Consider the following 25,860-nt stretch of genomic DNA (forward strand, 5'->3'; position numbering starts at 1 on the left):
GATGAATAATAACCAAAAAGCAATCGTGGAAACTGATGCTCATACTGTGATTTTTAGTAAAAATGATCACCACAGTTCGTTGTTCGAAAGCGCCCTTGAAACACGTCATTGCCAGTACCAACGTATTATTGGTGGTATTCATGAAGCCATAGCGTATTGTGATGACAACGCATTACCAGAAAATGTGGTATTAGATGTTTCTCATAACGCACTTTTGCCAGAATTGGCGTTGTTCACTACTTTAGTTCAAAAGTTATCGACACGATCGCGTTTGATCGTTATTGGTTGTATCGATGAACTGGAAACCTGTTTGTCGCTACAGCAGTTGGGTGTGGATGAGTATTTGTCGGTGCCGCTGAGTCGTATGAGTGTTGAAAAAGTCATTCATATGCCTTCGCTATCTTTAGTAACACCGACTCACCAGGGAAGCTCAAAAAACAGTAAACACCTTGCTGTTATTGGTGCTAAAGCAGGCTCAGGGGCAACGACACTGATTGCGAGCATTAGTGCTATGTTGGCCAGAAAAGGTAAGCAAGTCGCAGTGGCTGATCTGGACTTTATTGGTGGAGACTTAGATCTTCATTTAGATTTTAAAGCCAATAATCGCCTGCTTGAAATGCTGCGCTTTCCAGAGCGTTTAGAGCCTGTTATTTACCAACGTAGTAGTACATGTGCATTACAGAATTTACATGTGTTTACGGGGTATTCTGGGCAGGGAGAACAAGAGTTTTGGCCTGATTTAGACAGCTTTAATACTGTGTCTGATTTTTGTTTGGAGCATGCTGATTACCTTCTATGGGATGTACCGACGTTCTCTTTACGTGATCAGGTTGGTTTCCATGCTGTGCAACGTGCTGATGTGTGTGTGTTGGTTGTAGAACCAACGTTATCGTCGTTAAGACAAACGAGTGTATTGCTACAGCGGTTAGAGCAAAACCCTGCCCAACGTGTGTTTGTTGTTCTGAACCAAACAAAACCAGCTGGCAGCTCTTTACTGACACCAGAAGATATCGTGAAAGTGATTGGTCGAAATGTTGATATTACGATTCCTTACGCACCAAAAGCCTTTTTGTCATCAGCCAGCATTGGTGAACTTCCGTTTGATAAAAACCGTAAGTTGAATAACGTAATAGAACAGTTATCTGATCTTATTATTGATGAGCCAGCCGCCAAAAAAGCGTTCTTTTCACGCTTATTTGGAGGTAAATAATGTTTGGTAAAACGAATACTAAGAGAGCGTCTCATCAAGCCAATGGTTTGAATAAAAGTCGTTATCAAGACCAATATCAGGTTGGTCAGCAAGGAATAGGGACGACCTCTTTTTCCCATTCGGAGCCAAGTAAAACTGTACAAGAGCGTGAGCTAAAAGAAAGCCGCCTTGCATTGATTCACCGCGAAGTGATGGCGACCATTGAGCCAGCGGTGGCTTTACAGCTGTCAGCGGAAGACCTTGAAATCCGTATTCATGATGCTGTTGATACCATTGCCACAAACCATCAAATGGCAATGGGTGTGCGTGATCTGCGAGAGATTACTCACAGCTTAATCGATGAAATGCTAGGTCTTGGCCCACTGCAACCATTAGTGAATGATCCTGAGATCAGCGACATCATGGTGAATGGTCCTAAGCAGGTGTTTATTGAAAAGCAGGGCAAGGTATTCCCATCTCACATTACTTTTCGTGATGAAGACCACTTACTGAGTGTGGCACGTCGAATTGTGAGTAAGGTTGGCCGTCGTATTGATGAAGCAACCCCGATGGTGGATGCCCGCTTGGCGGATGGTAGCCGTGTGAATGTGATCATGCCGCCACTTGCACTTGATGGCACGTGTATTTCTATTCGTAAATTTGTAGATAACAAGCAGTCTTTACAGCAACTTGCAGCATCTGGCTCAATGTCTGTAGAAATGGCTGAAGTACTGGATATTGCAGCTCGCTGTAAGGTGAACATTCTTGTTTCAGGTGGTACTGGTGCAGGTAAAACTACTTTACTTAATGCAATGTCGTTTAGCATTGCAGCGGATGAGCGCATTATTACCATTGAAGATGCGGCGGAACTTAAGTTACAGCAGCCTCATGTTATTCGATTAGAAACACGCCCTGAAAGTATTGAGGGTACTGCGCACGTTGATCAGCGTCAGCTACTAAAAAATGCGTTACGTATGCGTCCAGATCGTATTTTGCTGGGTGAGGTTCGTGGCATTGAAGCCTACGATATGATGCAAGCGATGAATACGGGCCATGATGGCTCTATGTCGACATTGCACGCAAACTCGCCGGGTGATGCGTTGATCCGACTAGAAAACATGTTGATGAACGCTCAGGCAAACTTACCTTTGCTGGCATTGCGTCGTCAGATTGCCAGTACCATTGAGCTTGTTGTTCAAGTTGAGCGAATGGCAGATGGCAAACGACGAGTGGTGCGCATTACGGAGCTCACTGGTTTAGAAGGTGATCAATATATTTCACAAGATCTGTTCTCTTATCAGTACCAAGAGCAAGATCACCTTGGTAACTTGCATGGCCATTTCGTCTCTACTCAGCAGCTGCCTAAGTTTGTGAAAAAAGCACGTTATTATCAGCTTGATCGCCAATTAAAATCGGCATTAGGAGTGATGGGATAATGCTATCGACTTCTTGGCTACTGCCGTTAGCGGTGCTTGGTTTGATTGGGTTGCTATACCTTTGTTCTGCGGTTTTACGCACCGTCACGGTACGTACTAAAGTGTCACGTCGTGTGAAAGCATTGGCTCCAGCTCAGGGTGCAAAAACACCACAGACTGCGTTATTTTCGTGGCAGCAAGAACAGTCATGGTTACAACAAACCAGTCAACGTTTTGGCCAGCGATTCGATGCACTGTACGGTGTGAGTGGCAAAAAAGTGGTGGTGATCAGTGCCGCTGTGGTTTGCTTGGCGTGTTGGTTTTATATTCCAACAGAATCCGCCTCACTGAAGCTCATTGCAGCGGCTTTAGCCATGATTGTTGGACTAGGGGGGAGCTATGTGTATTTGGGCATGCAGCAGCGTAAGGCATTTGAAAAAAGCTTTCCTCAAGTTCTGAATCAGTTATCAAGAGCAGTCATGGTTGGGGTAACTGTTCCTGAAGCGATTGGACAAATTGCCGTGAGTCACCGAGGTTTGATTGCTCAAGAATTTACCTTAATCAAAAACAAGCTAGAGATAGGGATGGATTTAAAACAAGCTCTTGCGGAGGCGAACCATCGTTTACCTTACTCGGGTTTTCATTTCTTTACGGTAGCGCTGACATTGAATCAGGACAGTGGTGGTCAGCTTCGTTCTATTTTGAACAGTTTAAGTCGGACGCTACATGATAACAGCACCATTAAAATGAAAGCTCGAAGCTTAACGGCTGAGCCTCGAATCACTATGGTCATATTGGTTACGCTGGTGCTTAGTTTGGTCGGGTACATGATTTACAAAACCCCGGATAACATTGATCTTTTACTCTCGACAGAATCAGGCAATGCCATTCTTTTGTATATCGTTGCTAGTATGAGTGCGGGTATCGGCATTATTTCTTATCTGACGAAGGTGAAATTATGACGACCTTACTATGGCTCGCTGCATTTTTATTCGGCATTAGTGGTTTGCTTGCTGTGAGTTTACGTCGTTACGCAGAGCAGCAGGATAAAATTGCTTCTCGTATTGAGGCTATTTCTCGTAATACGGCCTCGAATGCGCAAGATCTTGCGAAACAAAATACCAAAACCAAAGCTGAAATGTTATTAATTTCTGCTGGATTTTATTCACCGAAAGCACTGCGGTATTTTTGGCTTGTAAAAGGCAGCGTGATGCTGTTCTCTGGCATGGCATGGTTGTATTATCGCCAGTTTGATCTCAATTCCTCGGAGCTTGCTAAAGCCATAGTGTTTGCAATCAGTGGTGGCTTGCTGGTTGAGCGTTTTTTGCATTTTAGAGCAAAGCAGATTATTGAGCGCATCGCATCAGCTACACCGGATGCCCTAGATTTGATGGTGATTTGCATCGAATCTGGTTTAACGATTGAAGCCACGTTTGCCAAAGTGGGTAAAGAGCTAAAAAGGATCAGTCCAGAACTATCACGTGAACTGCTGATCACTGAAGCGGAATTACGTTTGCTGGATTCACGTAAAACCGCATTCATTAATATGCAACGCCGAGTGAAAGTACAAGAAATCGACATTATGGCTTCCACATTAATTCAGTCGGATCAATACGGTAGTGCCGTTGCAGAAACCCTTCGAGTTATGGCGACAGACAGCCGCCAACATCGTTATCTTCGTCTTGAAGAAAAAGTAGGTAAATTACCTGCTCAAATGTCGTTGCCTTTAGTAGGGCTGGTGATGGTACCTGTGGTGGTGCTAATTGCCGCTCCGACCATTTTAAAAATTCTAACTATGCTGGGGGTATAATGAGGCTCATTATTCTTAGTTTGGTATTGGTTTTAGCGGGGTGTACTGCTACTTCGCATAATCAATCAGAGCCAACGGCCGAATTAGAGAACACGGATCGTAAGTTGGCAGACATTGCTCTGGAAACAGGGCGCATTGAGAACGCCATTGATATTTATTCTGCTGAGCTTGAAAAGAACCCTAATGATCCTGAATTGCATTTTTTATTGGGAAGTGCTTATAACCAGATCGATGAGTTCGAATTGGCTATTCATTATTTAAAGCGCGTTGATAATAGTTTTCAACCGGAAAAGGTAAGTAGAGAGTTGGGTCGTGCCCATTTAGGTTTAGGGGAACTCGATTTAGCACAGCAACAGTTAATGAAAGCTCTAGAAGTACAACCAAAAGATGCCGTGAGCCAGAATAGCTTGGGAGTATGTTATTCCTTACAACGTAAATACGATGCTGCGCGTGATGCGTTTTCTGCGGCTTTAGCCATTGAGCCTACCCGTTTAGAGTACAGAAACAACTTAGCATTGGCATGGATTTTAGATGAGCAGCCGCAAAAAGGAATCGATGTGCTTTATCGTGCGTATTCAAAGGGAAAAAGTACCGCCAAAATGCGCCAAAACCTTGCGTTAGCGTATGCAATGAAAGGGGATCTGGATGCGGCCAGAGAACTGATAGAAGGGGATTTAACCGCGGCAGAGCTTGAAAGTAATCTTGAGTATTACCGACAGATAGTGAGTAAGCCGTTATGAGGAGTCGTCAGCGTGGTGGTCAAACAATAGAGTTTGCACTTACTTTACTTCCTTTTATGTGCATGTTTATTATTTTCATCGAAATTTGTCGGTTTTTACTGGTGAATTCTTTGCTAGACAGTGCATTGGCTAAGAGTACATTTGAACAAACCAGTACCACAGTCAATGATGATATTGCGGTGTCAATAAAAGAGAACATTGACGCAAATAATTGGCCGCTGATCCAAATGGATAAGCTCAAGATCGAAGGGCGTTATTTTTCAGATTTCAACGAGTTAGTCGATGATAATTCGGTTACTAGCCATACCAATCAGCCATATGCTCAATACAAACTGACGTACACCATGGAATTTATGGGGATTTCATTTCTACCTGTTCTGTTTGATGGTGAGCATACGTTCACTAAAACCATTTATGTAGCTCATTATTATGCGTAAAAATCAGCGAGGGATCAGCAGTATAGAGCTGCCATTTATTATTTTATTTGTTGTGCTTTTGACTTTGATCGTGACTCAGCTGAACAGTGCCGTTCAATTAAAAAATCAACTTAACGTTGCTTCTCATGCCATGACATCCATTGTTACTAGCAAAAATGTAGTCACAGGCCCGCGTATGGATCAAACCCTTGTGGGCATAGATGGTGTGGTTGACAGTGCCTTAGCGGAGCAGCTGTTGGAATTGGTGGTTCGTCAGTTTGGTTCTGATGAAAGTATACGATCTCGATTAGGTCTCGTACTTGAGCAGCAAAAGTTTGATGTCAATAACCAACCAGGAACTTATGAAATCGTCACAGCAGGACAAACCTGTCGTGGTTATGATCCACTGACGAATTGGCTTTCATTGATTGGTACTGCGCCTCATGGAGATTTGAACGGTGGCAGGCCTGCCGATTTGTTGCAGGTCACTGTCTGTTTAGACCCCATCTCGTTTGAGGAACAAGAGAGCACAAGCTATTTTGCGGTGATCAAGCGTTATGAGGCTGAATATTTCATGAGTTCCTCAGTCATGAATGGGAGGCAGCTTGAAAACTAATAGGAAGCTATTGAGCACAAAAGTGTCACAGCAGGGCAGTATTTCAATTGTGTTTGTTTGTAGCTTGCCAGTGATGCTGATTTTATTCGGCATAGTGATGGCGGTTTCAATGCATTTGCAAGCTGCCAATAGAGCCATTTATGCTTCAGAAGCCGCGGCGTTTTCATTAGCAATTAAAAACCGTGTTGATGATCAGGCTGTCATGAAATATGCAGAATATTATAAGCCTTATATGGCTGAAATTGCTTCTGAGCCGAAGGTGACGAGGCGGGTTGATGCTGCTGATAATACCGAATACCAAGTCACGGTAGCCTATGGTTTTGAATCTACGGCGACTGTACTGATTAACGACCAGCCTTCAAACATTGTGGTTGATGGACACAGTGTCTCTAAGGTTTCTGTTTCTAGAGATGCGGTGGATGTTGCGTTAGTGCTGGATACATCTGGCTCGATGTCAGGTGATATGGCGGATTTAAAAAATATTATTAATGAAGCGCTACCAGAACAGAATAAAGGCGACACGGTTCGGTTTTCTGTGATTCCATTTTCTGGTGCGGTTGGGGTCGAAAACGTCAGATGGCTGCCTGAATCCAATCAGAGTTTAATGTGTGTGAGTGGCTTATCTGAAACCAACAGTACGGTTGATATTCCTCTGACTGTTAAGCAACTAGATTTTTTACCCGCGAACCTGAATATAAAAGCGACAAAGGGCAGTGAATGGCTAGCAGACTGTTCAGACAGTGGTGCCATTCTTCCTTTGAGTGCAGATCTTACTGCTGTCAGAAATAAAATAGATTCTCTATCTGCAGGGGGCAATACCGCTTCTTACCAAGGGCTAATTTGGGGAGTGAGAACCCTGTTAGATGAGTGGTCTTTTGATTGGAGTGTGGACGATAAAACTGGCACTAAAATTACGAAACGTCTGATTTTGTTCACTGATGGACAAGATGGCGGCACTGTATTTGATGATCTTACCAATGCTGGTGTCTGCGAAAAAATCAAATCTGAGCTGAACATAGAGATGAGCTTTATTGGTTATGGAGTGGATTCTTCTCGTATTAGACAGTTCCAATCGTGTGCTGGTGGCTCTGAGTATGTGTTTGATGCTCAAAATACCGCAGAGCTACGAACCTATTTACAAGCAGCCATTAAAGGGGCTGTGCAGTCTGACTTGTCGGTACGACATTAACTGCCGATAAGATTAAAAATCTATTTAGAAGTGATTCTTATTTGTTTTATTAGAGGTATTTATGTTTTCTAGAGTGTTGTTGATTTTGTCTTTGTTGTTTTCTAGCCATGCGATGGCGTATCAGCAAGGGGATCAATTACCTGAAGCGGTTCAAAAGAAGCTGGGCTTAAAGCCTGATGAATTAACGATCATTGATTTCTTTGCGGAGTGGTGTGTGTCATGCCGTGAAGAGCTTCCAGAAGTGAATCAATTATCGAAAGAGTTAGAGGGCAGTGGTGTTGTCTTTTTAGGCGTTGATGTTGATGAAGACATTGAAGTCGCTAAGAAATTTCAAGCAGAGCTGGGTTTGACTTTCCCTGTGGTGAACGATCCTAGTCAAGAAATTATTGGCTACTTTAAGCCAGTTGGAATGCCAGCTCTTTACTACGTATATCAAGGTCAGGTACTGAAAGTTCGCTTTGGAGCAATTAACCATATCAGACAAGTCATCATTAACGATTTAAAAGAGATGGGGCTGTAACTATGGTGAAATCAGAACAAGTGAAACCCTTTTTTTACGCCGGATGCTTACTGTCGGCAAGCGTTGTAATGAGCAGTGCTTATGCAGATGACTATAGCTATGAAGAGAATGTCTCGACATCCGTCTACAGCAGTAAAAGTGTACAGGTTGAACCGACTCAGCAATCAACAGTAAAAAAACCGATCCAAAATGGTATCAAAGGGTTATCACTTGGTAACAAAAGTGCCTCTGATGTTGAATCCGGAGCGCTTATTAAGCCGCTGGCTAATTTAAAAGTGCCAGGCAAAAGTAACTTAGCAACAGAGCAGACCGCAGCAGCAATTAAACCCGCTGGCCTATCACTTAAGTTAAATGGCTTATCAAAACCAGCGGTATCGCAAGATACAACCTCGGAAACCACTACGCCTAAGTTAGGGCTTTCAGCATTGGCTGGATCGACATTGCTTAATAGCTCAGAAGGTGAACCATTAGCCTCACCTGAAAGTGTAGCTCCAGCAGAAGAGCCATCTATGTTTGCCTTTTTAGACGACTGGTTTGGGATTGAAGAAGTGAAGCCGTGGCAAAAGGGTACATTGGCGCAACAAGAAATGAAGCCCGGTGGTGCGGTTCCTGAATTTGAATTGTTCACCAACAAGGTATTGGCATACAAGCAAGGTGCTCGTGGTGGTAGTGGTGTTGGCGGCGGTGGTTGTGGCTGTAACTAAGCCACGTTCCATTAAGCCATTCGCTTTTTCGTAGTGATGATAGCAATTTGTAATAGCAGAAATAATGCCTCGTGATAACAGTGCATAGCCCTACAAAAACAACAATGAAGTAATAATAATGAGTAAGAAATTAAGCCTAACTATTTTAACGACGGCAGCAGTGAGTGTTCCTGCAATTGGTGCTGATCACATTTCGCAGCACTACATGAACTTTGAAGAGTATGGAGATAAAGTCCGAGCGCAAGATTTAGTCACCTCCATTGAAAAGAGCTTTGGCCTTGATTATACCTTAGCGGTTGAATTGGGCTACGATTCTGTATCGGGTGCATCGCCATCTTGGGGGCCAACTACAGCAAGCACTGGTGATGCGGACTTGGTTAATCGACACAACAAAACAGTACAAGCTCAGAAGCTAACAGATGAAGTCATTCGAGCTGGGTATGATCCACATCGTGATAATTATGCTGTACAAAAATATGACTTAGAAGATACTCGCCAATCCATTAATGCGCGTTTAACTTACCGTGATGAGAAGCGTAATGAGTGGACGTTTGGTGGTAATTACTCGAAAGAAGAAGATTACGTCAGCATGGGCATGAACGGGCAAGTGCTTTTCTATGCGGATAGCCGTAAAAACCGTTCGTACACGGTGGGGTTTTCTACTTTATTCGATGAAACAACAGCATTTCAGAAGTACGCCAATTACGGTAATGGCCAGCAATGGGAAGATATCTTCACGGGTGATGTGGAAGTTGGGTTATCGCAAATATTCACCCCTAATTTTTACTCCACTTTCACACTATACGCGGGTTACACATCGGGCTACTTGAGCAATCACTACTTAACGGTATTGCGAGAAATCGACATTAATGCCAATGGCACCATTGAAGATGATGAAGTGTTTTTAGGCCAAGATTCACGTCCTGATACACGTATGTCGGGTGGTTTCAATGTGCAGAGTTTTTACAACGTAAATAGCAAGCTGGTCGTTAACCCAAGATATAAATATTTTTCAGATGATTGGGGGATCAGCTCTCATCAACTGAGCTTAAAAGCGAGCTATAAAATTACCGATTCATTAAGCATTATGCCGGGTTACACTTGGTACAATCAGGAAGGTGCTGATTTTTATCGAGATCCAACATCTAGAGATCCTTCTTTTGCTGCAACAGGTTATGCGACTTCAGATTTACGTTTAGGTACTTATACTGGTAATGCGTATGAGGTTGGTGCCAGTTATAAAATTACCGCTGAGTTACGTGGTAACGCATCATATGCTTATTACGAACAAACCAATGGGTATGAAGCGAGCTGGTGGTCTGTAGGGGCGACTTATGAGTTCTAAAATGCCGTATTGCCATACCTTTACCGCAATGACGGTTCTTTGCGAGCTACAAATTTTTGATGAGCAGGCAGCAGGGCTTGCTCAGAAAATTGAGTCAGTTACCCAAGAGCTAGAGCGTAAATACAGTTTTTATGATGAGAAGTCATGGTTATCTACTGTACTTAATAACCGACAAGGTCACCGAGTGGTGCTTGATGCTACCTCGCTAGCTGTGTTTTGTGAGGTCAAAAAATGGGCAGATCATGTTGATCATAGTTTTGACATTACGGTTGGGACGCTTAAAAAAGCGATCGAGCGCTCTCCAGATCTTTCTAAACAGGATCTCTTTAAGCAAAACCAGCCTTTTATGGGGAAAGATTCTTGGTCTATTGAAGGCGATGAGTTAGTTGTACCTGCTGCTCAAACACAGTTTGATTTAGGCGGTGTGATCAAAGAGTTTGCTGTTGATCAGGCCGCTGAAATTTTAGAATGTGCAGGTGTTAGTGGTGCCCTGATTAACTTCGGTGGCGATGTACGAACTGTGGGTCAGAAGCCAGATGGCTCAGCGTTTGTAGTTGCAGTAAGAAACCCTAAGCAGCCAGATCAAGTGGCGTTTGCTTTGCCTCTGGAAGGGCAGGCTCTTACCACATCGGCTCATTATGAAAGGCAACAAACTATCGCCACTGAGCGAGTGTCACATATTCTCGCTGAAAAAGGAGTTCATGCTTCTGTTCTTTCGGTTTCTGTTGTGTGCGACAGCGCGCTCCAAGCAGGCATTTTTAGTACTGCACTTACTATTAATCCGCAGATTTCTATTCCTGATGAGATGGGAATCGCGTTGATTGATTCACACCTTAACATTCACCAAGATGCCGAGTTCTTACAATGAAGCGCATGATTTCTATTTTATTTGGGCTGATGTTATCGGCTCATGCCATAGCCAGTGAAGAGCCTGTTTTTCTTCCCGTTGAAGAGGCTTTTCCGTTTAGCTATTCCGTTGACGATTCCAACATAGTGGTGCAGTTTGATACTGCGGAAGAGTACTATCTTTACCATAAACGTTTTTCTGTTACCTCCCCAGAAGGTGAATTGCAGTTACAGGCTGCTCAATACTCACAAATGGGGAAGATGAAAGACGATCCTAACTTTGGCACCGTCAAGGTATACGATGAGCCGTTAACCGTTACGATTCCATATCGTGGTGAAGGGGAAGCGGTAATTCGTTATCAAGGTTGTGCTGACGTTGGCCTTTGCTATTTACCGCAAAGTCAAAAGATTAATATTTCTTCCGATCCATCTGCACTATTAGTAGCTAACGTAAATCACAGCGAAGAGGCATCATCGCCAGAAGAAAAGGCTCTTCCTAAGTTATCTTTACCTAAGCTTAACCTTGCCAAATTAGAGCAAGGAACAGAGCAACATGAGGAAACGGGGAGCGAGGTAGGAGAAAAACGTGATGACAACGTTTCTTCATCTGCTCCGTTATCGACGGTTTCGTTGGCTAATACATTCTCTTCAGACAGTGATGGTTTGTCCGACTACTTAAATAAAGCGAGCTTATTACAAGCGTTAGTCATTTTCTTTGTTCTGGGTGTAGGCTTGTCTTTAACGCCTTGTATCTTGCCGATGATCCCAATTCTATCGAGTATTATTGGTGGGCAAGGTGAAACGACTTCAGGTTGGAAGGGCTTCCGTTTAGCGTTGGCTTATGTACTGGGGATGGCTTCGAGTTATGCACTTATTGGTATTCTTACCGCGAGTGCAGGGCAGGGCATTAATTTACAAGCAGCCATGCAACAGACGTGGGTGCTAAGTTTATTTGCTCTGTTATTTACAGGTCTTGCTTTATCTATGTTTGGCCTTTACGAGCTGCAACTGCCATCTCGCTTTCAGGTTGCCATTAATAATCAATCTCAGCGTTTTTCTGGTGGTAAGTCATTGGCAGTCTTCGCCATGGGTGCGGTATCAGCCTTAGTGGTCTCTCCTTGTGTATCAGCGCCTTTGGCGGGTACGTTATTGTATGTATCTACGACACAAGACTGGTTGTTGGGCGGATCTGCTTTATTTGTTTTAGCGCTTGGAATGGGGATCCCATTGCTTGTTATTGGCGCAACAGGTGGGCGTTTCTTACCGAAAACTGGACCTTGGATGGTGGCGGTTAAAACGTTATTTGGCATTATGCTGTTAGGGGTTGCTATCGTACTTGTCAGCCGCTTTGCATCGTCTGGTATAACGTTAGGCTTATGGTCTGCTCTTATTATTGGTAGCGCGGTTCATTTCGGTGCATTGGAAGCTGCTCAACCAGGGTGGGAGCGCGTGAAAAAGTCAGCTGCCTTTATAGGATTGGCATTTGGTGTCATGCTGTTATTAGGGGCGTTTACTGGGGCATCAGACCCACTTGATCCTTTATCGGAACTCACATCTCACTCAGGTACTCAGTCTGAATACATTGCTAACCCCTTTACAACCGTAGAGCGAATAGATTTGGTTAAACAAAGCATCCAATCGGCGGGAGAGCAAAATAAAGTCACCATGATTGATTTGTATGCCGATTGGTGTGCGTCGTGTCAGGTAATGGAAAAAGAGGTGTTTCACACTAAACCAGTGATGAAGGCTTTACAGTCTTACCAAGCCATTAAGCTTGATCTCACTGAAAATAGTGATGATCAACAAAAATGGTTAGCTGAGAAACAGTTATTTGGTCCGCCAGCGATTTTATTTTTTGATACTGAAGGTCAAGAGATACGAGATTTACGTTTAACGGGTGAAGTGACGCAAGCTGAATTACTGGATCAGCTGAAGAAAGTCCAGCAAGGGTAGAAGTTTATTGTTAGCAAAGGATGAGGCCACATTGATAGTTATCGATGTGGCCTTTTTTGTCTGTTGATTTATATAAAAATAGTTGGGGTAGTTCGTGTCTATACTAGAGATAGGTTCATTAATGACACGATTTATGAAACGAATAATAAAGTTGATATGGTTTATAGGTTTTGTGTGTAGTGCTGTTGGCGTCAGTGCTGCTGAGCTTTCAGGAAAAGTAGTTACATTCTGTGCCGAGGATGGTGAGTGGCCCCCGTTTAATTTTTTTCTTAGAGAAAACGGAGTAAAAACAAAGAAAAGTGTAGGGTACGATTTAGACGTGCTCAGAGCGATTTTAATAAAACACGATATTGTTGCGAAATTTGAAATTATTCCTTGGAAGCGTTGTTTGAATTTAACAAAAAGAGGACGGTATGATGCGATTCTAAGTGCATCATTAAATCCTGAAAGAGTGGCTAGCTTTATTACAACGGAACCTTACTATTCGATTACACCAAGTTATTTTTATTTACGAGAGGATTACCCTGGAGGATTAAGTTTTCAAGCTGTTCAAAAAATAGATTCTAAAAATATTTGTGGTCGACAAGGGTATAATTATGTAAATTTTGGCTTTGATAATCGGAAGATTCAAAGAGTTGCAAAAGATCATGATACCTTAATTAAAATGACAATTGCTCGTCGTTGTAAAGTTTTTTTAGCGCGTTCTGAAATTTTCTTCGGTTTAAACTATCTTGGTTTACCAACCACATCATATAATCAGTTGGATTATAAAAATATACCTAATATAAACCCAGAGACATTTCATGTTCTTATTTCGCGCCAGTTTAAATACGCGAATGAATTAAAGTTGATTATTGATAAAGGGGTAGACGAGTTAAAGAAAAGCGGTGAATTAGAAACCTTTTTACGGAAGTATATTCCAAGGTGAGTTATTTAATTTTAAATAATTATTTATAGCTTATATAAAACGTTTGACAACCTCATATATTAGGCGATTTTATCTACCTATTCAGTAATATTTCTATGCATTATTTATATGAATGCTGATGTTTTTGTCATTCAGTTGTTTTGGTGATCCAGTTCATACAGTTATGTGGATTTCTTGCGTCATAATTATGTCGGTAGACATAGAGTTGACACATAGCTACTAAAATCAGATGAAACAAAAAAAACAATAGATATTTTGTATGTTCATTACTTTATTTCTTAAATAATTTCTTATTAAAGATAAAAAAAGAGATAAAAAAATAAAATTAACAAATTTATTAAGTAGCTATACTGGTTTTACTTCTTTGATTTTATTGAAATTGTTTACTATTGTTTTATCTGTTTTGATTTTTTGTTAATAATTGATTGTTTAATGTGCGGAACTTATACTCAAGCTCCCTTTAGCTCGTTGTAATCAACGATAAACAATTGCTGTCTGATGAAATTAATAACTGAAAATAATAATGATAGTAGTCATGCTGGAATCATGGAAGATATACGATTCTCAGTTGAGAAAGCAGCTAACCACTATGAGCACTTAACAAAAGACGAAATTGAATACATATTGGATGTGTTGATTAGTCATGCTCACAAAATAAATATTAATAATTAACAATCAAAAATAATATGATTGCTTTATAAACTGGAATAATAAATATGTCATGGTTCATGAATTTTAGGCTAAAGTATCAAGTACTTTTCCCTGTTGCTGTTTCAATTCTTTTAATTATTGCATCGTCTATGTATGTGGTGGTTAATTTACAAGAAGCGTCGGATGGTGCTCGTTTGACGAATAATACAGCGGAAGCAAGTTCTGTTGTCTCTCAGTCTCAACGAGATTTATTAAGGTTGAGAATGCAGGTTATTAATGCATACAGTAATCCTGAGCAGTTTAAAGAAATCGAACAAACCTTTTCCATCTCCTCATCAACGATTTTAAAAGGCTTAGACTCAGCGGATTCAATGCTAGAGGAAGATCTATCTTCTACTAAAAATAACATATCTAAGGTGCTATCAGAATATGGTCAATCCATTTCAAGTGCCGCTGATGCATTTGAACGCTTAAGTGTTAATTATGAAAAACAGTCTTGGTTAGTCGATATTATTTTAAATGCTAATGTCATGTCTGAGCGAGTATCATTATCTGATGAAGAGAGCATGTCTTGGGCTAATATTAGAAAAGAATTATTGAAAACGGCTGCCCGTGTTGAAACAGAAATTATCTACTTATATACGGTTAACTTCGATAAAGAGAAAGCCGTTTTTGATAATATTGATGCGTTAAAAGATTTGGCGTCTAAAGTTCAAGTTGAAAGCATTTCTGCGTATCTTTCTTCAGAAATAAACAGCTATGAAAGTATTGCTAAGCAGGTTAGCTCGGATGCCCATAGTATCGCTGACTCTATTACTCGCTTAGGTACACTGGGCCCACAAGCTGACAGTGAACTGACTGGTATTACTCGTTCGTTATCTTTAACAACGAATGAACTTGCAACAGATAGCGCCGAGCAGATTCAATCCAGTGAAAGTACCATGATCACAATGCAGTTTATTGCTTTGTCGATTGCATTGCTTATTGCTTGGTTTGTGGCAGATACCATTATTAATCCAATCACTCAGCTACAACGAGTGATGTCTGATGTAGCTAAAGGGGATCTGAGTACTCAGGTGAATATTTCTGGTGATAATGAAGTCGGTCAGCTATGTAAAAATACTGACAAAACCATTGATACATTAAGAAGTATGATTGGTCAGCTACGTAATGTTGGTGAAGAAGTATCATCTGCATCAACCGAGTTGGCTGCGGTGATGACTCAAAGTGAAGCAAATGTGCATGAGCAAAAATCTCAGGTTGAGCTTATTGCTTCAGCGGTGACTGAACTTTCTAGCTCCGCTACTCAAGTTGATGCTTCGGCCTCTCAGGCTGATACAAGCGCACGTGAGGTATTGGCATTAAGCCGTCAGGGGGCCGTTGCCGCAAATGAGAGCTCTCAGCTGAGTCAAAGTCTAGCTAAACAACTTGATACCACATCTACCGAAGTGACTATGCTTAAGGATCAAACCGATAGCATCAGTGAGGTGATCAATGTGATCGAAAGTGTGTCTGAGCAAACAAATTTACTGGCATTAAATGCGGCTATCGAAGCAGCACGTGCCGGAGAAACAGGACGTGGTTTTGCTGTCGTCGCTGATGAAGTTCGTATGTTGGCGGCAAAAACTCAACAATCGACCCAAGATATCCAAACGATCATTGATAGCTTGCAGCAAAAGTCGTCAGATGTGGTGAGTTCGGTGCATGAATCCATCAATATGGTTCATGAAACCAGCAGAATGAGCCATGAGACCAGTAAGCAACTCGCGGATATTTCAACTTCTATCGAAATGATTTCACACACAAACTCAGAGATGGCAGAAGCCGCCAATGAGCAAAATAGAGCGATCTCTTCTATTAGTGAAAACGTTGAAATGATCAATGAGATCATTAGCCAAAATGTGGCAGGTATTAGTGAGAGTAGTCAAGCTAGCTCACATTTATCAGAGCTCTCTGAAAATCAAAAACATCAGCTTTCTCAATTTAAAGTCTCTGCACTGTAAATAAAGTTGAATTAAATAAGTTCTTATTTATTGCTGAAACCACCGTCTATGGCGGTGGTGATTACCTGTTAGGTTGTCGCCTAAACAGTGCCCATGTTAGAAGTAGCCTCTTAATTAATCATGTAAGAGGAAGAAAGCATATGGGTGATTATATTATTCAATAACATTCCATATAAGGTTAAACAGCCTATTAAAGGAATTTACGTAAAAGTTACTTCTAGTTTAGATATTTAGGTTATGGCCGTGAAACTACAAAACAAAATAATTATATATATATCTTTGTCGATAACTTTGATGATATCGGTATTTATATTCTTAATTAACTTTATTTTCTCTTCTTCTTCTATTTCGATGGAAAAGATGAAATTAAATACATCTTCCTCTTTAATTTCATCAATAATAAATGAAAAGCTCAATGGGTATATTGATGTTTTAGATAACTATATAATATCAAACCCCGAAATAATAAAACCGAATGGCCATATTGATCATGACATAGGGAAAAAAGTTGTATTGTCATTGAATAATATTGATGGTGTTTTGGAGTCTTGGATAACGTTGCCAACAGGTAATACATATGGGGTTATTGATGGGGAGTTCATTCAAAATGAAGGCTTTAATGCTAAAAAAAGTAACCGTGAGTGGTTTGTAAGTGTTTTTGAAAAAAGAGCTCCTTTCAATATCAGCTCACCCTACAAAAACGTCGAACAGGCACATGTTATTGCAATAACTCACCCTATACACAGAGGCAATGAAATTATAGGAAGTCTGTCATACTCTATACCAGTTTTATATATTTCAAATTTTTTAAACTCATTACCAAATTCTAGCAATCTGACTGTTTTTACTGATTTAGGGTTTTCAGTTAGAGAAAATGAATATTTTAATGTTGGGGATAATGTTTTTAAAACAGAGCCTCAATACAAAACATTATCAAAAATAAATCCATATATAGAATGGACATCAAAAAATGAAGAAGATAAAGGGATAAAATATTCCGCATACTATAATGATATTGGCAATATAGGTTGGAATGTTTTATCTTGGTCTATGGAAAAAAATGTCCTTAAAGATAAAAACAAACTATTAATAACAATAGTCTTAACGGCAGTGGTATTATTATTACTTTTTCTTCTAACTTCCTTTTACTTTTTAAGAAAAAATGTATTTTTACCTATTGGTGGTGAGCCAACGAATATCCAAAATATAGTAAAAAACATTTCTGGTGGTGTATTTAACTCAGACATAAAAACAACAGGCAAAGAAACGGGTATTTACCTATCAGTGATAACCTTAATTGAAAGGTTGCCCAAAGTGATTAATACCTCAGTATCGATTGCTCATAATGTAACCTCTTCGTCTGAAGAGCTTGCTGTGGTCATGAAGGACACAGCAAAAAACATGAATGACGAAGCAGAACAAATAGAACAAGTGTCGACTGCTATTAGTGAGCTATCCAGTACTTCAAAAGAAGTGTCATCGAATGCTGTTCAAGCGGAAGAAGAAGCTAACAAAGCTTTAGGTAATGTGAATTTGGGGCATGAGGCGCTAGAACAATCAATAGTGTTAACTGATAACATTAACCACTCAGTGCATGAAACGTCTCGTATTCTTAAAGAATTAAACATGAGTGCGATTGAGGTAGGCGAAGTGATGAGTGTGATTAATACTATCTCAGAACAAACTAACCTTTTGGCATTAAATGCGGCTATTGAAGCGGCTAGAGCTGGTGAGCATGGTCGAGGTTTTTCTGTCGTGGCTGATGAGGTACGAAAGCTCGCCGCAAAGACTCAAGGTGCAACACAAGAAATTTTAGATATTGTCTCTAGTCTTCAAGAGAGGACAGAAAAAGCCAACAGCAATATGTCAAAGAATATTACGTTAATTCAAGAATCTGTAGAGCTTTCTGACAAAGTGAAATCATCATTTGGCAGTATACACCGCTCTGTTAAGTCGATTTCAGACATAAATACTTTGGTTGCCACAGCATCACAAGAGCAAAGCTCTGTCACTGAAGAGATTGCACAAAATACAACAAGAGCTTTTGATTTAGTGAATAAAAATGTTGTCGCGGTTAATCAAACACAACAAGCCGCTGATGTGCTTGCATCATTAGCAGAACAACAAAAAAAGGAACTATCGTTTTTTAAAATTCATTAACGCTGTCGTATATGAAAGAAGTGATGCCCTTTAGTGTTCTAAGGGGCATTGGAGGGAGTGACGTCGAGATGGCCAAATAAAATTAACATAGTGCCTTCCATGAAAGAGCGTGAGCGAGATCAGTATGAATGACCTAGGATGCGCAGCCTTTTGTTGAAAACCAATCAACTTATTTTTATTTATTGTTTACTTTTTAAGTAGTGGCGTATTTTTAATAGGTTGCTTTTGATACAGTGCTTCATATAGTTGATTGGCAATTGATAAGGGATTAATGACTTTATCTCATTTAACCTTGAAGAGATTATCGATTCTTTTATCGATACTGACCGTTGTAATTTTTATAATGAGCTATGTCTCTTTTCGGTATTTTTGGTCTTATGAGCAAGAAAAAAAAGCAGTTATTTCTGCTCAAGAAGAAGAGGTGAGTCGTGTAAAAACGGTGTTTGATTTTCAGACGTCATTTATGGGCTCGTTGATTAGGGATTATGCTTCATGGGGCAGCATGCGAGATTTTGTCGTATCACCATCTGAGCAGTTCATTTCTGATAACTTCACGCCTTATATCTTTCAATCTATTGGTATTGATGCACTTTATGTTTACGATGAAGATGTACAGAAGATTTGGTCTTACGCACAGGATCTAAAAACCGGTTTACCATTAAAATTAAACACATTACGGTATCGGCATGGAGAAATCTTAGCTGAGACTTTAAAAGATCGTTCTCCTAATCCTGAACCTGTGGTTGGCCTTATAACGATAGATAAAGAGCCTTACCTGTTCTCTTCAACCCGAATTTGTAATAGCAAAGGTCAGCAATGTAATGCAGGTTATATGCTGATGCTAAAAAAAATCCGAGCCGAATTCCAAGATGATATTCAGCGCTTAACGGGCCTGAATGTTCATATCCGCTCCACGAGAACGGCTAAAAAGATGGATTATGTCGTAAAGAGGCCGACTAATATCGAAAGGGTGGTGATCCCTGATTACCGTGGCCGCTCTGCGATTGAGTTAGAAGTTCGTCATAATGCCGTGATGCCGCCTTTTGCTTCTAAAATTGAACTGATTGGGATCTGTATTCTGGCGGTCATTTTATTGATGGTGAACTTTTTTGTGGTGAATATTTTGATTTCACCGCTAAGGAAAGCAGCGCTCAGGCTACAGTACTTTAAGGATCATGGGGGATTAGTGCCTAAAATCGATCAGTTTTATACCGCTGAATTGAGATCGTTTGCATTGAGTATTTCTGATCTGTTGAACCACTTAGAACAACAAAAAGAGCAGCTGCTTTATTTGTCGGAACATGATCCCTTAACTGGTCTTGCTAATAGAAGAAAGCTGGATCAAACCTTAGATAAAGTATTATTGAATGACAGCAAGCATTATGTTGCGCTTTTCTTGTTAGATGTTGATCGTTTTAAGGCTTATAACGATAACTATGGTCATACGAAAGGGGATGAAGCCTTAAGCCGAATTGCAAAAGCGATTGATGCTCTTTGTAAACAACAAGGTGGCTTTAGTGCGCGATTTGGTGGAGAAGAATTCTGTATTCTTTTTTCATCTCAAACCCAAGTTGATATTGTGAGCCTTGCAAAACAGATCTGCCAAGCTGTGGTTGATCAGCATATTATTCATCAATATTCTCACGTAGCAGACGTTGTCTCAGTGAGTGTCGGCGGTGTAAGAATTAAAAAACGTGCGGAAGAGCAGACAATAAATAAGCTTGAATTGTTCAATTTGGCCGATAAAGCCTTGTATCAAGCGAAAGAAAAAGGGCGAAATGGCTATATTATTGTGGATTATTGAGCAATGACGCCATACTAGTGTTTTGAAAGATAGCTCTTAATGGTGGGATGCTGTAAGCTACACGGCCGCTGATTGTAGCGGTATATACTTGATCACAATAAGAGACGATTCTATGAGTTTTACCTCCTTGGGCTTATCTGCCCCTATCCTTAAGGCCGTAGCTGCGAAGGGTTATGATACACCTTCTCCTATTCAAGCTCAGGCGATTCCAGGGGTGCTTACCGGCAAGGATGTAATGGCAGCGGCCCAAACTGGTACAGGTAAAACAGCAGGCTTTACTCTGCCGTTATTAGAGCGCTTATCAAAAGGCCCGCGCGTACGTTCAAATCAAGTACGTGCGTTGGTGTTAACGCCAACCCGTGAGCTGGCGGCGCAAGTCGGTGAAAATGTTGCAACCTACAGTAAGCACTTACCACTCAGCTCTGCGGTTGTATTTGGTGGGGTGAAGATTAATCCACAAATGAAACGTTTGTGCCAAGGCGCTGATGTGCTGGTGGCTACCCCAGGTCGCTTGTTGGATCTTTATAACCAAAATGCAGTTCGTTTTAGTCAGTTAGAAGTGCTGGTGTTGGATGAAGCCGATCGCATGCTGGATATGGGCTTTATTCGCGATATTCGTAAAATCTTGGCCATCTTACCGAAAAAACGTCAGAATCTTCTGTTCTCTGCCACTTTCTCTGAAGAAATTCGCGATTTGGCGAAAGGCTTGGTACATAACCCGGTTGAAATTTCAGTAAACCCACGTAACACCACCGCAGAAACCGTTGAGCAATGTATTTACCCGGTAGATAAGCGCCGCAAAGCTCCATTACTTGCTCAGTTAATCAAAGACAATAATTGGCAGCAAGTACTGGTATTTAGCAAAACAAAACATGGTGCTAACCGTTTAAGTACTTATTTGGATGCAGAAGGCATTAAAGCGGCTGCTATTCATGGTAACAAAAGCCAAGGTGCAAGAACAAAAGCATTAGCCAACTTTAAAAGTGGTGAAATTCAAGTGCTGGTGGCGACAGACATCGCAGCTCGTGGTTTAGATATTGATCAATTACCGCAAGTGGTGAACTTTGAGCTTCCGCATGTAGCTGAAGATTATGTGCATCGCATTGGTCGTACGGGTCGTGCTGGAGCAGCAGGTAAAGCGGTTTCCTTAGTGTGTGCCGATGAAGCAAAAGATTTATTTGCCATTGAACGTTTAATTCAACAATTACTCACACGTGAAGAAATTCCGGGTTATAAGCCAGTAAATAAGCTACCTGAATCGAAGCTCGATACACGTCCGATCAAACCGAAAAAGCCTAAGAAGCCGAAAAAACCTAAGGTGGATCATCAAGATGGTCAGCGCTCGGGTGACAATGCCAAAGGCCATAAACCGGTAGGTAAGAATAAAAGACACACTGGTGGTAACCGCCCTTCAGCAGGAAAAACGGAGGGTAAAAAACCAGCTAGCCGCTCACGTGGTAAAGCGCCAGCGAAACAAGGGGCTGGTAAACCGAGTCAACATCGCTCTGGTCAAAGAAAGCCAGCAGCACGTACTTAGTTTGAACGAAGACACATTAGCCAAAGACGATAAGCAGTAACGCACTCTTATGATAAGACGATAAAAGTGTGCTTTAATCGCCTTAATAAAAAGCCCCGCATTGTGATCAGTGCAGGGCTTTTTTCGTTTAATTAAAAGCTTAATTCCTTGAAACAGTTACCATACAATATGGACTGCTGTTAATTAGATTAGTCACGAATTAGGCGAATGCGGAATGTACGGCCTTTCATCTTGCCTTTTTCGAGCTTACTCAGTGCTGCTTTGGCGACTTTATGATGAACCGCAACAAAAGCGCAGTTATCAAATACATTAATTTTACCTACTTGTTTGCCATCAATGCCGTTGGCACCAGTCAATGCGCCTAAAATATCACCAGGGCGAACTTTTTGTTTCTTACCACCAGAGATTTGTAGGGTTGTCATTTGAGCGTAATAGGGTTTTTCGCCCAGCAAGTCAGAAGATGGTAGAGGTTCATCTTCAATTGGCATGTCTAAATACTCATCAAGTTGAGCGACTTTGTAGCTTTCTTTCTCACTGAATAAGCTACACGCTACACCTTTATTACCAGCACGACCAGTACGACCGATACGGTGAACATGTACTTCAGGATCGCGAGCTAATTGGTAGTTAATCACCGCATCTAAGTTTTCGATATCCAGACCACGGGCCGCAACATCGGTAGCTACTAAAATCGAAGCACTTTTGTTAGCAAAACGAACCAGTGCTTGATCACGTTCACGCTGTTCTAGATCGCCGTGAAGGGCTATCACACTAAAGCCATCGTAGTGAAGATCGTCAGCCACTTCTTGGGTTTCACGTTTAGTATTACAAAATACAACGGCAGATTCAGGTTTGTAATTCAATAGTAATAAGCGTAGAGCTCTTAAGCGATCCTCATTATCGGTAACTTTATGAAAGTGCTGAGAAATGCTGCTCTTATCGTGTGTTGCTTCTACTTTTGCCATGACAGGCTTAATCATGATTCGGTTAGCGATGGCCTGAATTTGATCTGGGTAAGTGGCACTAAACAATAAGGTTTGGCGCTGTTTTGGAGCAGCATCAATAACGGCATCAAGTGCATCTTGGAAGCCCATTTCTAGCATGCGATCGGCTTCGTCTAGAACTAGTGTATTTAGGTTATTGAGTCGAAGCGTGCCTTTACGAATATGCTCTTCAATACGACCGGGCGTGCCAACAATAATATGGGCACCATGCTCTAATGAACCAATTTGTGGACCAAAAGGCATGCCGCCACATAAAGTAAGCACTTTAATGTTATGAATGGTACGTGCCAGAGTACGGATCTCCTTGGCTACTTGGTCAGCGAGTTCACGAGTAGGGCAAAGCACTAAAGATTGAATGCGAAAGCGTTTTACATCTAGGTTTGAAAGAAGCCCTAAACCGAATGCGGCTGTTTTCCCTGAGCCTGTTTTACCTTGTGCGATGACATCTTTGCCATCGAGCATGTGCGGCAAGCTTTGCGCTTGAATCGGAGTCATTGAGTCGAAACCCAAAGACGTTAAGTTTTTTAGCAAAGCTGGGTCTAAGTTAAGGGTAGAGAAAGCAGTTTGGCTCAAGGTATTTATCCTTTCTGGTATTGATAAGAGTATTTCTGTGGAGCACAGATCGGGGACGGTAACCTGTTCATTATGTATCGTCAACAGATAACAGCGTGATTTAGTTACTTGACTATAATTGGAAGAGTCGTTGAGTGCTAAATCGAGAAAGTCATGTTAAAGAAGTTCCTGACTCCAGTATTAAGCTTGCTTATTGTTCTCGCTATCGGTATCGCCATTTATATTCCCCATATAAAAGAACAAGCATTAATCAATGCGGCAAAGAATGAGGCGGTAAGCACGGTAAAGCAATTTAAAATCTTACGCGGTTATTACACTAAGAACGTGATATCTAAAGCCAAAGCCTTTGGAATGAAGCCTCATTATGATCACTCCGGTAAAGACAATATTCCATTGCCTGCCACATTAGTTCATGAGTTGAGTGAACTGGTATCTCAAGAAGGGACCACCATTAAGCTGTTTAGTCAGTTTCCTTTTCCTAACCGTAAAAATCGCCAGTTAGATGCTTTCCAGAATGATGCGTGGAATGCATTAAAAAGGGATCCTCAAACAACGTTCATTCAAGTGGATGATACGTCAGGTATACCTGTTTTAAGGGTTGCAGTGGCAGATACCATGCAAGCACAAGGTTGTGTTAATTGCCATAACGCACACCCAGAAACACCTAAAAATGATTGGAAATTGGGCGATGTAAGAGGGGTTCTTGAAGTCATTAAACCTTTACAGCCCATTTATGCCCAGGCGAATGAAATTCGAATTCACATAATTGTTATCACCTTGATTGGTACTTTGTTGGTTGCGGTTGTGCTTTATATTCTCTTTAGAAGAATCGTTTTAGATCGCACTGAGAAACTGAAAAACTCATTATCACGATTGGCTCAGGGAGAAGGGGATCTCACGGCTCATCTTGAAATTGGCGATCATGATCAAATAGGTGATGTGGCTGAGCAATTTAATTCCTTCTTAAATAAGTTTCGTAACATAGTAGAAACCATTATTCGGAGTGCCAATGAGGTTGAGCAGTCCATCATTATGGTTAAAAACGCTGCCGATGAGATTTCGGAGAAAATTAATAGCCAAGAGAAGCAAACTCGGGACATTACTGAGGCAATCCATCAGGTGACACATAGTATTAAAGATATCTCTAATAATACTGACGTTGCAGCATCAAACACACGGGAGACGGATGAAGAGATACAGCTGAGCAGTGAAAATATGGTCACCAGTGTGGAAGATATTGAAAAACTGTCGAGTAATATGGCTGAAAATACCACCGTTATTGAACAGCTCAGTACTCAAAGTGCCCAAATTGGTTCGGTACTTGATGTCATTAAAAATATTTCTGAACAAACGAACTTGTTAGCATTAAACGCTGCTATCGAGGCGGCCCGTGCAGGTGAGCAAGGACGAGGCTTTGCGGTGGTGGCTGATGAAGTACGAGCCTTAGCACACCGAACGCAAGAGTCTATTGTGTCTATAGAAAGTACCGTTGAGTCATTACAAGGGTTAGCAGATAAAGCCGTAAAAAACGTCACACAAAATGCTGAAACCACTGCTCATGCACAAATGTTCATCCACAAAGTAGCAACTCGCCTTGAGCATACTAAGACGCTTGAGAGTGAAATTGCTGAATCTATTTCCAGTATTGCCAGTGCTATGGAAACTCAAACAGAAATGTCTGTGCATATGGAATCGAACATCGAAATTTTAAGAGATTCGTCAACCAATTCTTTTGAAGACTTACAGAAAATCATGGGGCAGTTAGAAGATGTCTCCACTCAAGCCCACTCGCTCACCGAAGAGTTAAATAAATTTAAGGTATAAATCATCTAACGGCTATTTGTTATGATTATTTTTCAGTGAGGTTATGGCCTGTAATGTAAATCTTGGTAAATTATTTTGTGGTGTTGCTTACTACATCTATATGATTGATTTGATATTTCTTGATAACAATAATAGATGGAATAGAAGCAATGAAAGTAAAGTTACTTATCAGCAGTATGGTCCTAGTCGCGAGCACGGCTACAGCAACTCCGTTTGAAAATCCAGAAGATGCGATTGAATATCGCCAATCTGCTTTTTCCATGATCGCTACAAACTTTGGCGATATGGCCCAAATGGTGAAAGGTCGTAAAGATTGGGATCAAAATGCTTTCACTCAGCGGGCAGAGCATATTGCACAGTTAGCGTTAATGCCGGAAGAAGCCTTTAAAGTAGAAGGTTCTGACAAAGGTGATACAAAAGCCAAGCCAGAAATCTGGAGTGATTGGGATGGTTTCACTGGTAAACTGAACCAGTTTCAAGGGGATTTAGCTCAGTTGGCAAAAGTATCATCAGAAGGTGATGAGCGTGCGACGAAAAAAGCGTTTGGTGTTGCAGCAAAAAACTGTAAAGCCTGCCACAGTGATTACAAATTCCGTTAATGGCTAACATTAAATAAACTAACACCGAAGGCAT

20 protein-coding genes and 1 pseudogene are annotated in these 25,860 nt (G+C 41.1%); 20 read left to right on the forward strand and 1 reads right to left on the reverse strand.

Going from position 1 to position 25,860, the window contains the following annotated elements; translation table 11 throughout:
* The first annotated feature begins 1 nt into the window (after position 1).
* From MHO82_RS04765 to MHO82_RS04850, 18 genes and pseudogenes are all read left to right on the forward strand, one after another.
* Positions 2-1,210: a hypothetical protein gene (locus MHO82_RS04765; protein ID WP_239182716.1), complete on the forward strand. Its 1,209-nt coding sequence runs from the start codon at positions 2-4 to the stop codon at positions 1,208-1,210.
* Positions 1,210-2,625, forward strand: coding sequence for a CpaF family protein (locus MHO82_RS04770; protein ID WP_239182717.1), 1,416 nt, complete (start codon positions 1,210-1,212; stop codon positions 2,623-2,625). Before MHO82_RS04765 ends, MHO82_RS04770 begins: the two co-directional genes overlap by 1 nt.
* Positions 2,625-3,566, forward strand: a complete 942-nt coding sequence (locus MHO82_RS04775) for a type II secretion system F family protein (protein ID WP_239182718.1) — start codon at positions 2,625-2,627, stop codon at positions 3,564-3,566. Before MHO82_RS04770 ends, MHO82_RS04775 begins: the two co-directional genes overlap by 1 nt.
* Positions 3,563-4,414, forward strand: a complete 852-nt coding sequence (locus MHO82_RS04780; RefSeq protein ID WP_239182719.1) for a type II secretion system F family protein — start codon at positions 3,563-3,565, stop codon at positions 4,412-4,414. The genes MHO82_RS04775 and MHO82_RS04780 overlap by 4 nt, the downstream gene beginning before the upstream one ends.
* Positions 4,414-5,154, forward strand: a complete 741-nt coding sequence (locus tag MHO82_RS04785) for a tetratricopeptide repeat protein (protein WP_239182720.1) — start codon at positions 4,414-4,416, stop codon at positions 5,152-5,154. The genes MHO82_RS04780 and MHO82_RS04785 overlap by 1 nt, the downstream gene beginning before the upstream one ends.
* Positions 5,151-5,591: a TadE family protein gene (locus tag MHO82_RS04790; RefSeq protein ID WP_239182721.1), complete on the forward strand. Its 441-nt coding sequence runs from the start codon at positions 5,151-5,153 to the stop codon at positions 5,589-5,591. Before MHO82_RS04785 ends, MHO82_RS04790 begins: the two co-directional genes overlap by 4 nt.
* Positions 5,584-6,186 (forward strand): tight adherence pilus pseudopilin TadF, encoded by a 603-nt coding sequence (gene tadF / locus MHO82_RS04795; protein ID WP_239182722.1) that lies wholly within the window; start codon positions 5,584-5,586, stop codon positions 6,184-6,186. The genes MHO82_RS04790 and tadF overlap by 8 nt, the downstream gene beginning before the upstream one ends.
* On the forward strand, positions 6,176-7,375 hold the full coding sequence (locus tag MHO82_RS04800) for a VWA domain-containing protein (protein ID WP_239182723.1): 1,200 nt from the start codon (positions 6,176-6,178) through the stop codon (positions 7,373-7,375). The genes tadF and MHO82_RS04800 overlap by 11 nt, the downstream gene beginning before the upstream one ends.
* Before the next feature lie 61 nt (positions 7,376-7,436).
* On the forward strand, positions 7,437-7,895 hold the full coding sequence (locus MHO82_RS04805) for a TlpA disulfide reductase family protein (RefSeq protein ID WP_239182724.1): 459 nt from the start codon (positions 7,437-7,439) through the stop codon (positions 7,893-7,895).
* Between the two features lie 494 nt (positions 7,896-8,389).
* A pseudogene (locus tag MHO82_RS04810) lies at positions 8,390-8,599 on the forward strand (DUF4266 domain-containing protein); the annotation flags it as partial.
* 118 nt (positions 8,600-8,717) lie between these two features.
* The gene (locus tag MHO82_RS04815) at positions 8,718-9,944 is read left to right on the forward strand and encodes a DUF3570 domain-containing protein (protein WP_239182725.1); all 1,227 of its coding nucleotides are present in this window, start codon (positions 8,718-8,720) and stop codon (positions 9,942-9,944) included.
* Entirely contained in the window at positions 9,934-10,812 is an 879-nt protein-coding gene (locus MHO82_RS04820) for an FAD:protein FMN transferase (RefSeq protein WP_239182726.1), read from the forward strand. The genes MHO82_RS04815 and MHO82_RS04820 overlap by 11 nt, the downstream gene beginning before the upstream one ends.
* A complete protein-coding gene (gene dsbD / locus MHO82_RS04825; RefSeq protein ID WP_239182727.1) occupies positions 10,809-12,743 on the forward strand; it encodes a protein-disulfide reductase DsbD in 1,935 nt (644 codons plus the stop codon). Before MHO82_RS04820 ends, dsbD begins: the two co-directional genes overlap by 4 nt.
* 94 nt (positions 12,744-12,837) lie before the next feature.
* Positions 12,838-13,671 carry a transporter substrate-binding domain-containing protein gene (locus MHO82_RS04830; protein ID WP_239182728.1) on the forward strand — a complete coding sequence of 278 codons (834 nt, stop codon included), beginning with the start codon at positions 12,838-12,840 and terminating at the stop codon, positions 13,669-13,671.
* Positions 13,672-14,399: 728 nt separating this feature from the next.
* Positions 14,400-16,325, forward strand: a complete 1,926-nt coding sequence (locus MHO82_RS04835; RefSeq protein ID WP_239182729.1) for a methyl-accepting chemotaxis protein — start codon at positions 14,400-14,402, stop codon at positions 16,323-16,325.
* Positions 16,326-16,685: 360 nt separating this feature from the next.
* Positions 16,686-18,485, forward strand: a complete 1,800-nt coding sequence (locus MHO82_RS04840; RefSeq protein ID WP_239182730.1) for a methyl-accepting chemotaxis protein — start codon at positions 16,686-16,688, stop codon at positions 18,483-18,485.
* A gap of 343 nt (positions 18,486-18,828) precedes the next feature.
* Positions 18,829-20,289 carry a diguanylate cyclase gene (locus MHO82_RS04845; protein ID WP_239182731.1) on the forward strand — a complete coding sequence of 487 codons (1,461 nt, stop codon included), beginning with the start codon at positions 18,829-18,831 and terminating at the stop codon, positions 20,287-20,289.
* Between the two features lie 112 nt (positions 20,290-20,401).
* Entirely contained in the window at positions 20,402-21,826 is a 1,425-nt protein-coding gene (locus MHO82_RS04850) for a DEAD/DEAH box helicase (RefSeq protein ID WP_239182732.1), read from the forward strand.
* Positions 21,827-22,014: 188 nt separating this feature from the next.
* Here MHO82_RS04850 and dbpA read toward each other — a convergent pair whose 3' ends face one another.
* Positions 22,015-23,403, reverse strand: a complete 1,389-nt coding sequence (gene dbpA, locus MHO82_RS04855) for an ATP-dependent RNA helicase DbpA (RefSeq protein ID WP_239182733.1) — start codon at positions 23,401-23,403, stop codon at positions 22,015-22,017.
* Between the two features lie 153 nt (positions 23,404-23,556).
* Between dbpA and MHO82_RS04860 the strand changes: the two genes are divergently transcribed.
* Positions 23,557-25,227: a methyl-accepting chemotaxis protein gene (locus MHO82_RS04860; RefSeq protein ID WP_239182734.1), complete on the forward strand. Its 1,671-nt coding sequence runs from the start codon at positions 23,557-23,559 to the stop codon at positions 25,225-25,227.
* Positions 25,228-25,376: 149 nt separating this feature from the next.
* The gene (locus tag MHO82_RS04865; protein ID WP_239182735.1) at positions 25,377-25,826 is read left to right on the forward strand and encodes a cytochrome c; all 450 of its coding nucleotides are present in this window, start codon (positions 25,377-25,379) and stop codon (positions 25,824-25,826) included.
* The last annotated feature ends 34 nt before the right edge of the window (positions 25,827-25,860 follow it).

The sequence above is a fragment of the Vibrio sp. Of7-15 genome (assembly GCF_022347565.1).
Lineage (GTDB): Bacteria > Pseudomonadota > Gammaproteobacteria > Enterobacterales > Vibrionaceae > NORP241.

What these genes read in the sequence shown, in the direction of transcription:
- MHO82_RS04835 (WP_239182729.1), top strand. Translation starts at nt 14,400, where the DNA reads ATGAATTTTAGGCTAAAGTATCAAGTACTTTTCCCTGTTGCTGTTTCA.
- MHO82_RS04820 (WP_239182726.1), top strand. Translation starts at nt 9,934, where the DNA reads ATGAGTTCTAAAATGCCGTATTGCCATACCTTTACCGCAATGACGGTT.
- MHO82_RS04770 (WP_239182717.1), top strand. Translation starts at nt 1,210, where the DNA reads ATGTTTGGTAAAACGAATACTAAGAGAGCGTCTCATCAAGCCAATGGT.
- MHO82_RS04865 (WP_239182735.1), top strand. Translation starts at nt 25,377, where the DNA reads ATGAAAGTAAAGTTACTTATCAGCAGTATGGTCCTAGTCGCGAGCACG.
- MHO82_RS04775 (WP_239182718.1), top strand. Translation starts at nt 2,625, where the DNA reads ATGCTATCGACTTCTTGGCTACTGCCGTTAGCGGTGCTTGGTTTGATT.
- MHO82_RS04845 (WP_239182731.1), top strand. Translation starts at nt 18,829, where the DNA reads ATGAGCTATGTCTCTTTTCGGTATTTTTGGTCTTATGAGCAAGAAAAA.
- MHO82_RS04785 (WP_239182720.1), top strand. Translation starts at nt 4,414, where the DNA reads ATGAGGCTCATTATTCTTAGTTTGGTATTGGTTTTAGCGGGGTGTACT.
- MHO82_RS04765 (WP_239182716.1), top strand. Translation starts at nt 2, where the DNA reads ATGAATAATAACCAAAAAGCAATCGTGGAAACTGATGCTCATACTGTG.
- MHO82_RS04790 (WP_239182721.1), top strand. Translation starts at nt 5,151, where the DNA reads ATGAGGAGTCGTCAGCGTGGTGGTCAAACAATAGAGTTTGCACTTACT.
- MHO82_RS04780 (WP_239182719.1), top strand. Translation starts at nt 3,563, where the DNA reads ATGACGACCTTACTATGGCTCGCTGCATTTTTATTCGGCATTAGTGGT.
- tadF (WP_239182722.1), top strand. Translation starts at nt 5,584, where the DNA reads ATGCGTAAAAATCAGCGAGGGATCAGCAGTATAGAGCTGCCATTTATT.
- MHO82_RS04850 (WP_239182732.1), top strand. Translation starts at nt 20,402, where the DNA reads ATGAGTTTTACCTCCTTGGGCTTATCTGCCCCTATCCTTAAGGCCGTA.
- MHO82_RS04860 (WP_239182734.1), top strand. Translation starts at nt 23,557, where the DNA reads ATGTTAAAGAAGTTCCTGACTCCAGTATTAAGCTTGCTTATTGTTCTC.
- MHO82_RS04840 (WP_239182730.1), top strand. Translation starts at nt 16,686, where the DNA reads ATGAAATTAAATACATCTTCCTCTTTAATTTCATCAATAATAAATGAA.
- MHO82_RS04815 (WP_239182725.1), top strand. Translation starts at nt 8,718, where the DNA reads ATGAGTAAGAAATTAAGCCTAACTATTTTAACGACGGCAGCAGTGAGT.
- dsbD (WP_239182727.1), top strand. Translation starts at nt 10,809, where the DNA reads ATGAAGCGCATGATTTCTATTTTATTTGGGCTGATGTTATCGGCTCAT.
- MHO82_RS04805 (WP_239182724.1), top strand. Translation starts at nt 7,437, where the DNA reads ATGTTTTCTAGAGTGTTGTTGATTTTGTCTTTGTTGTTTTCTAGCCAT.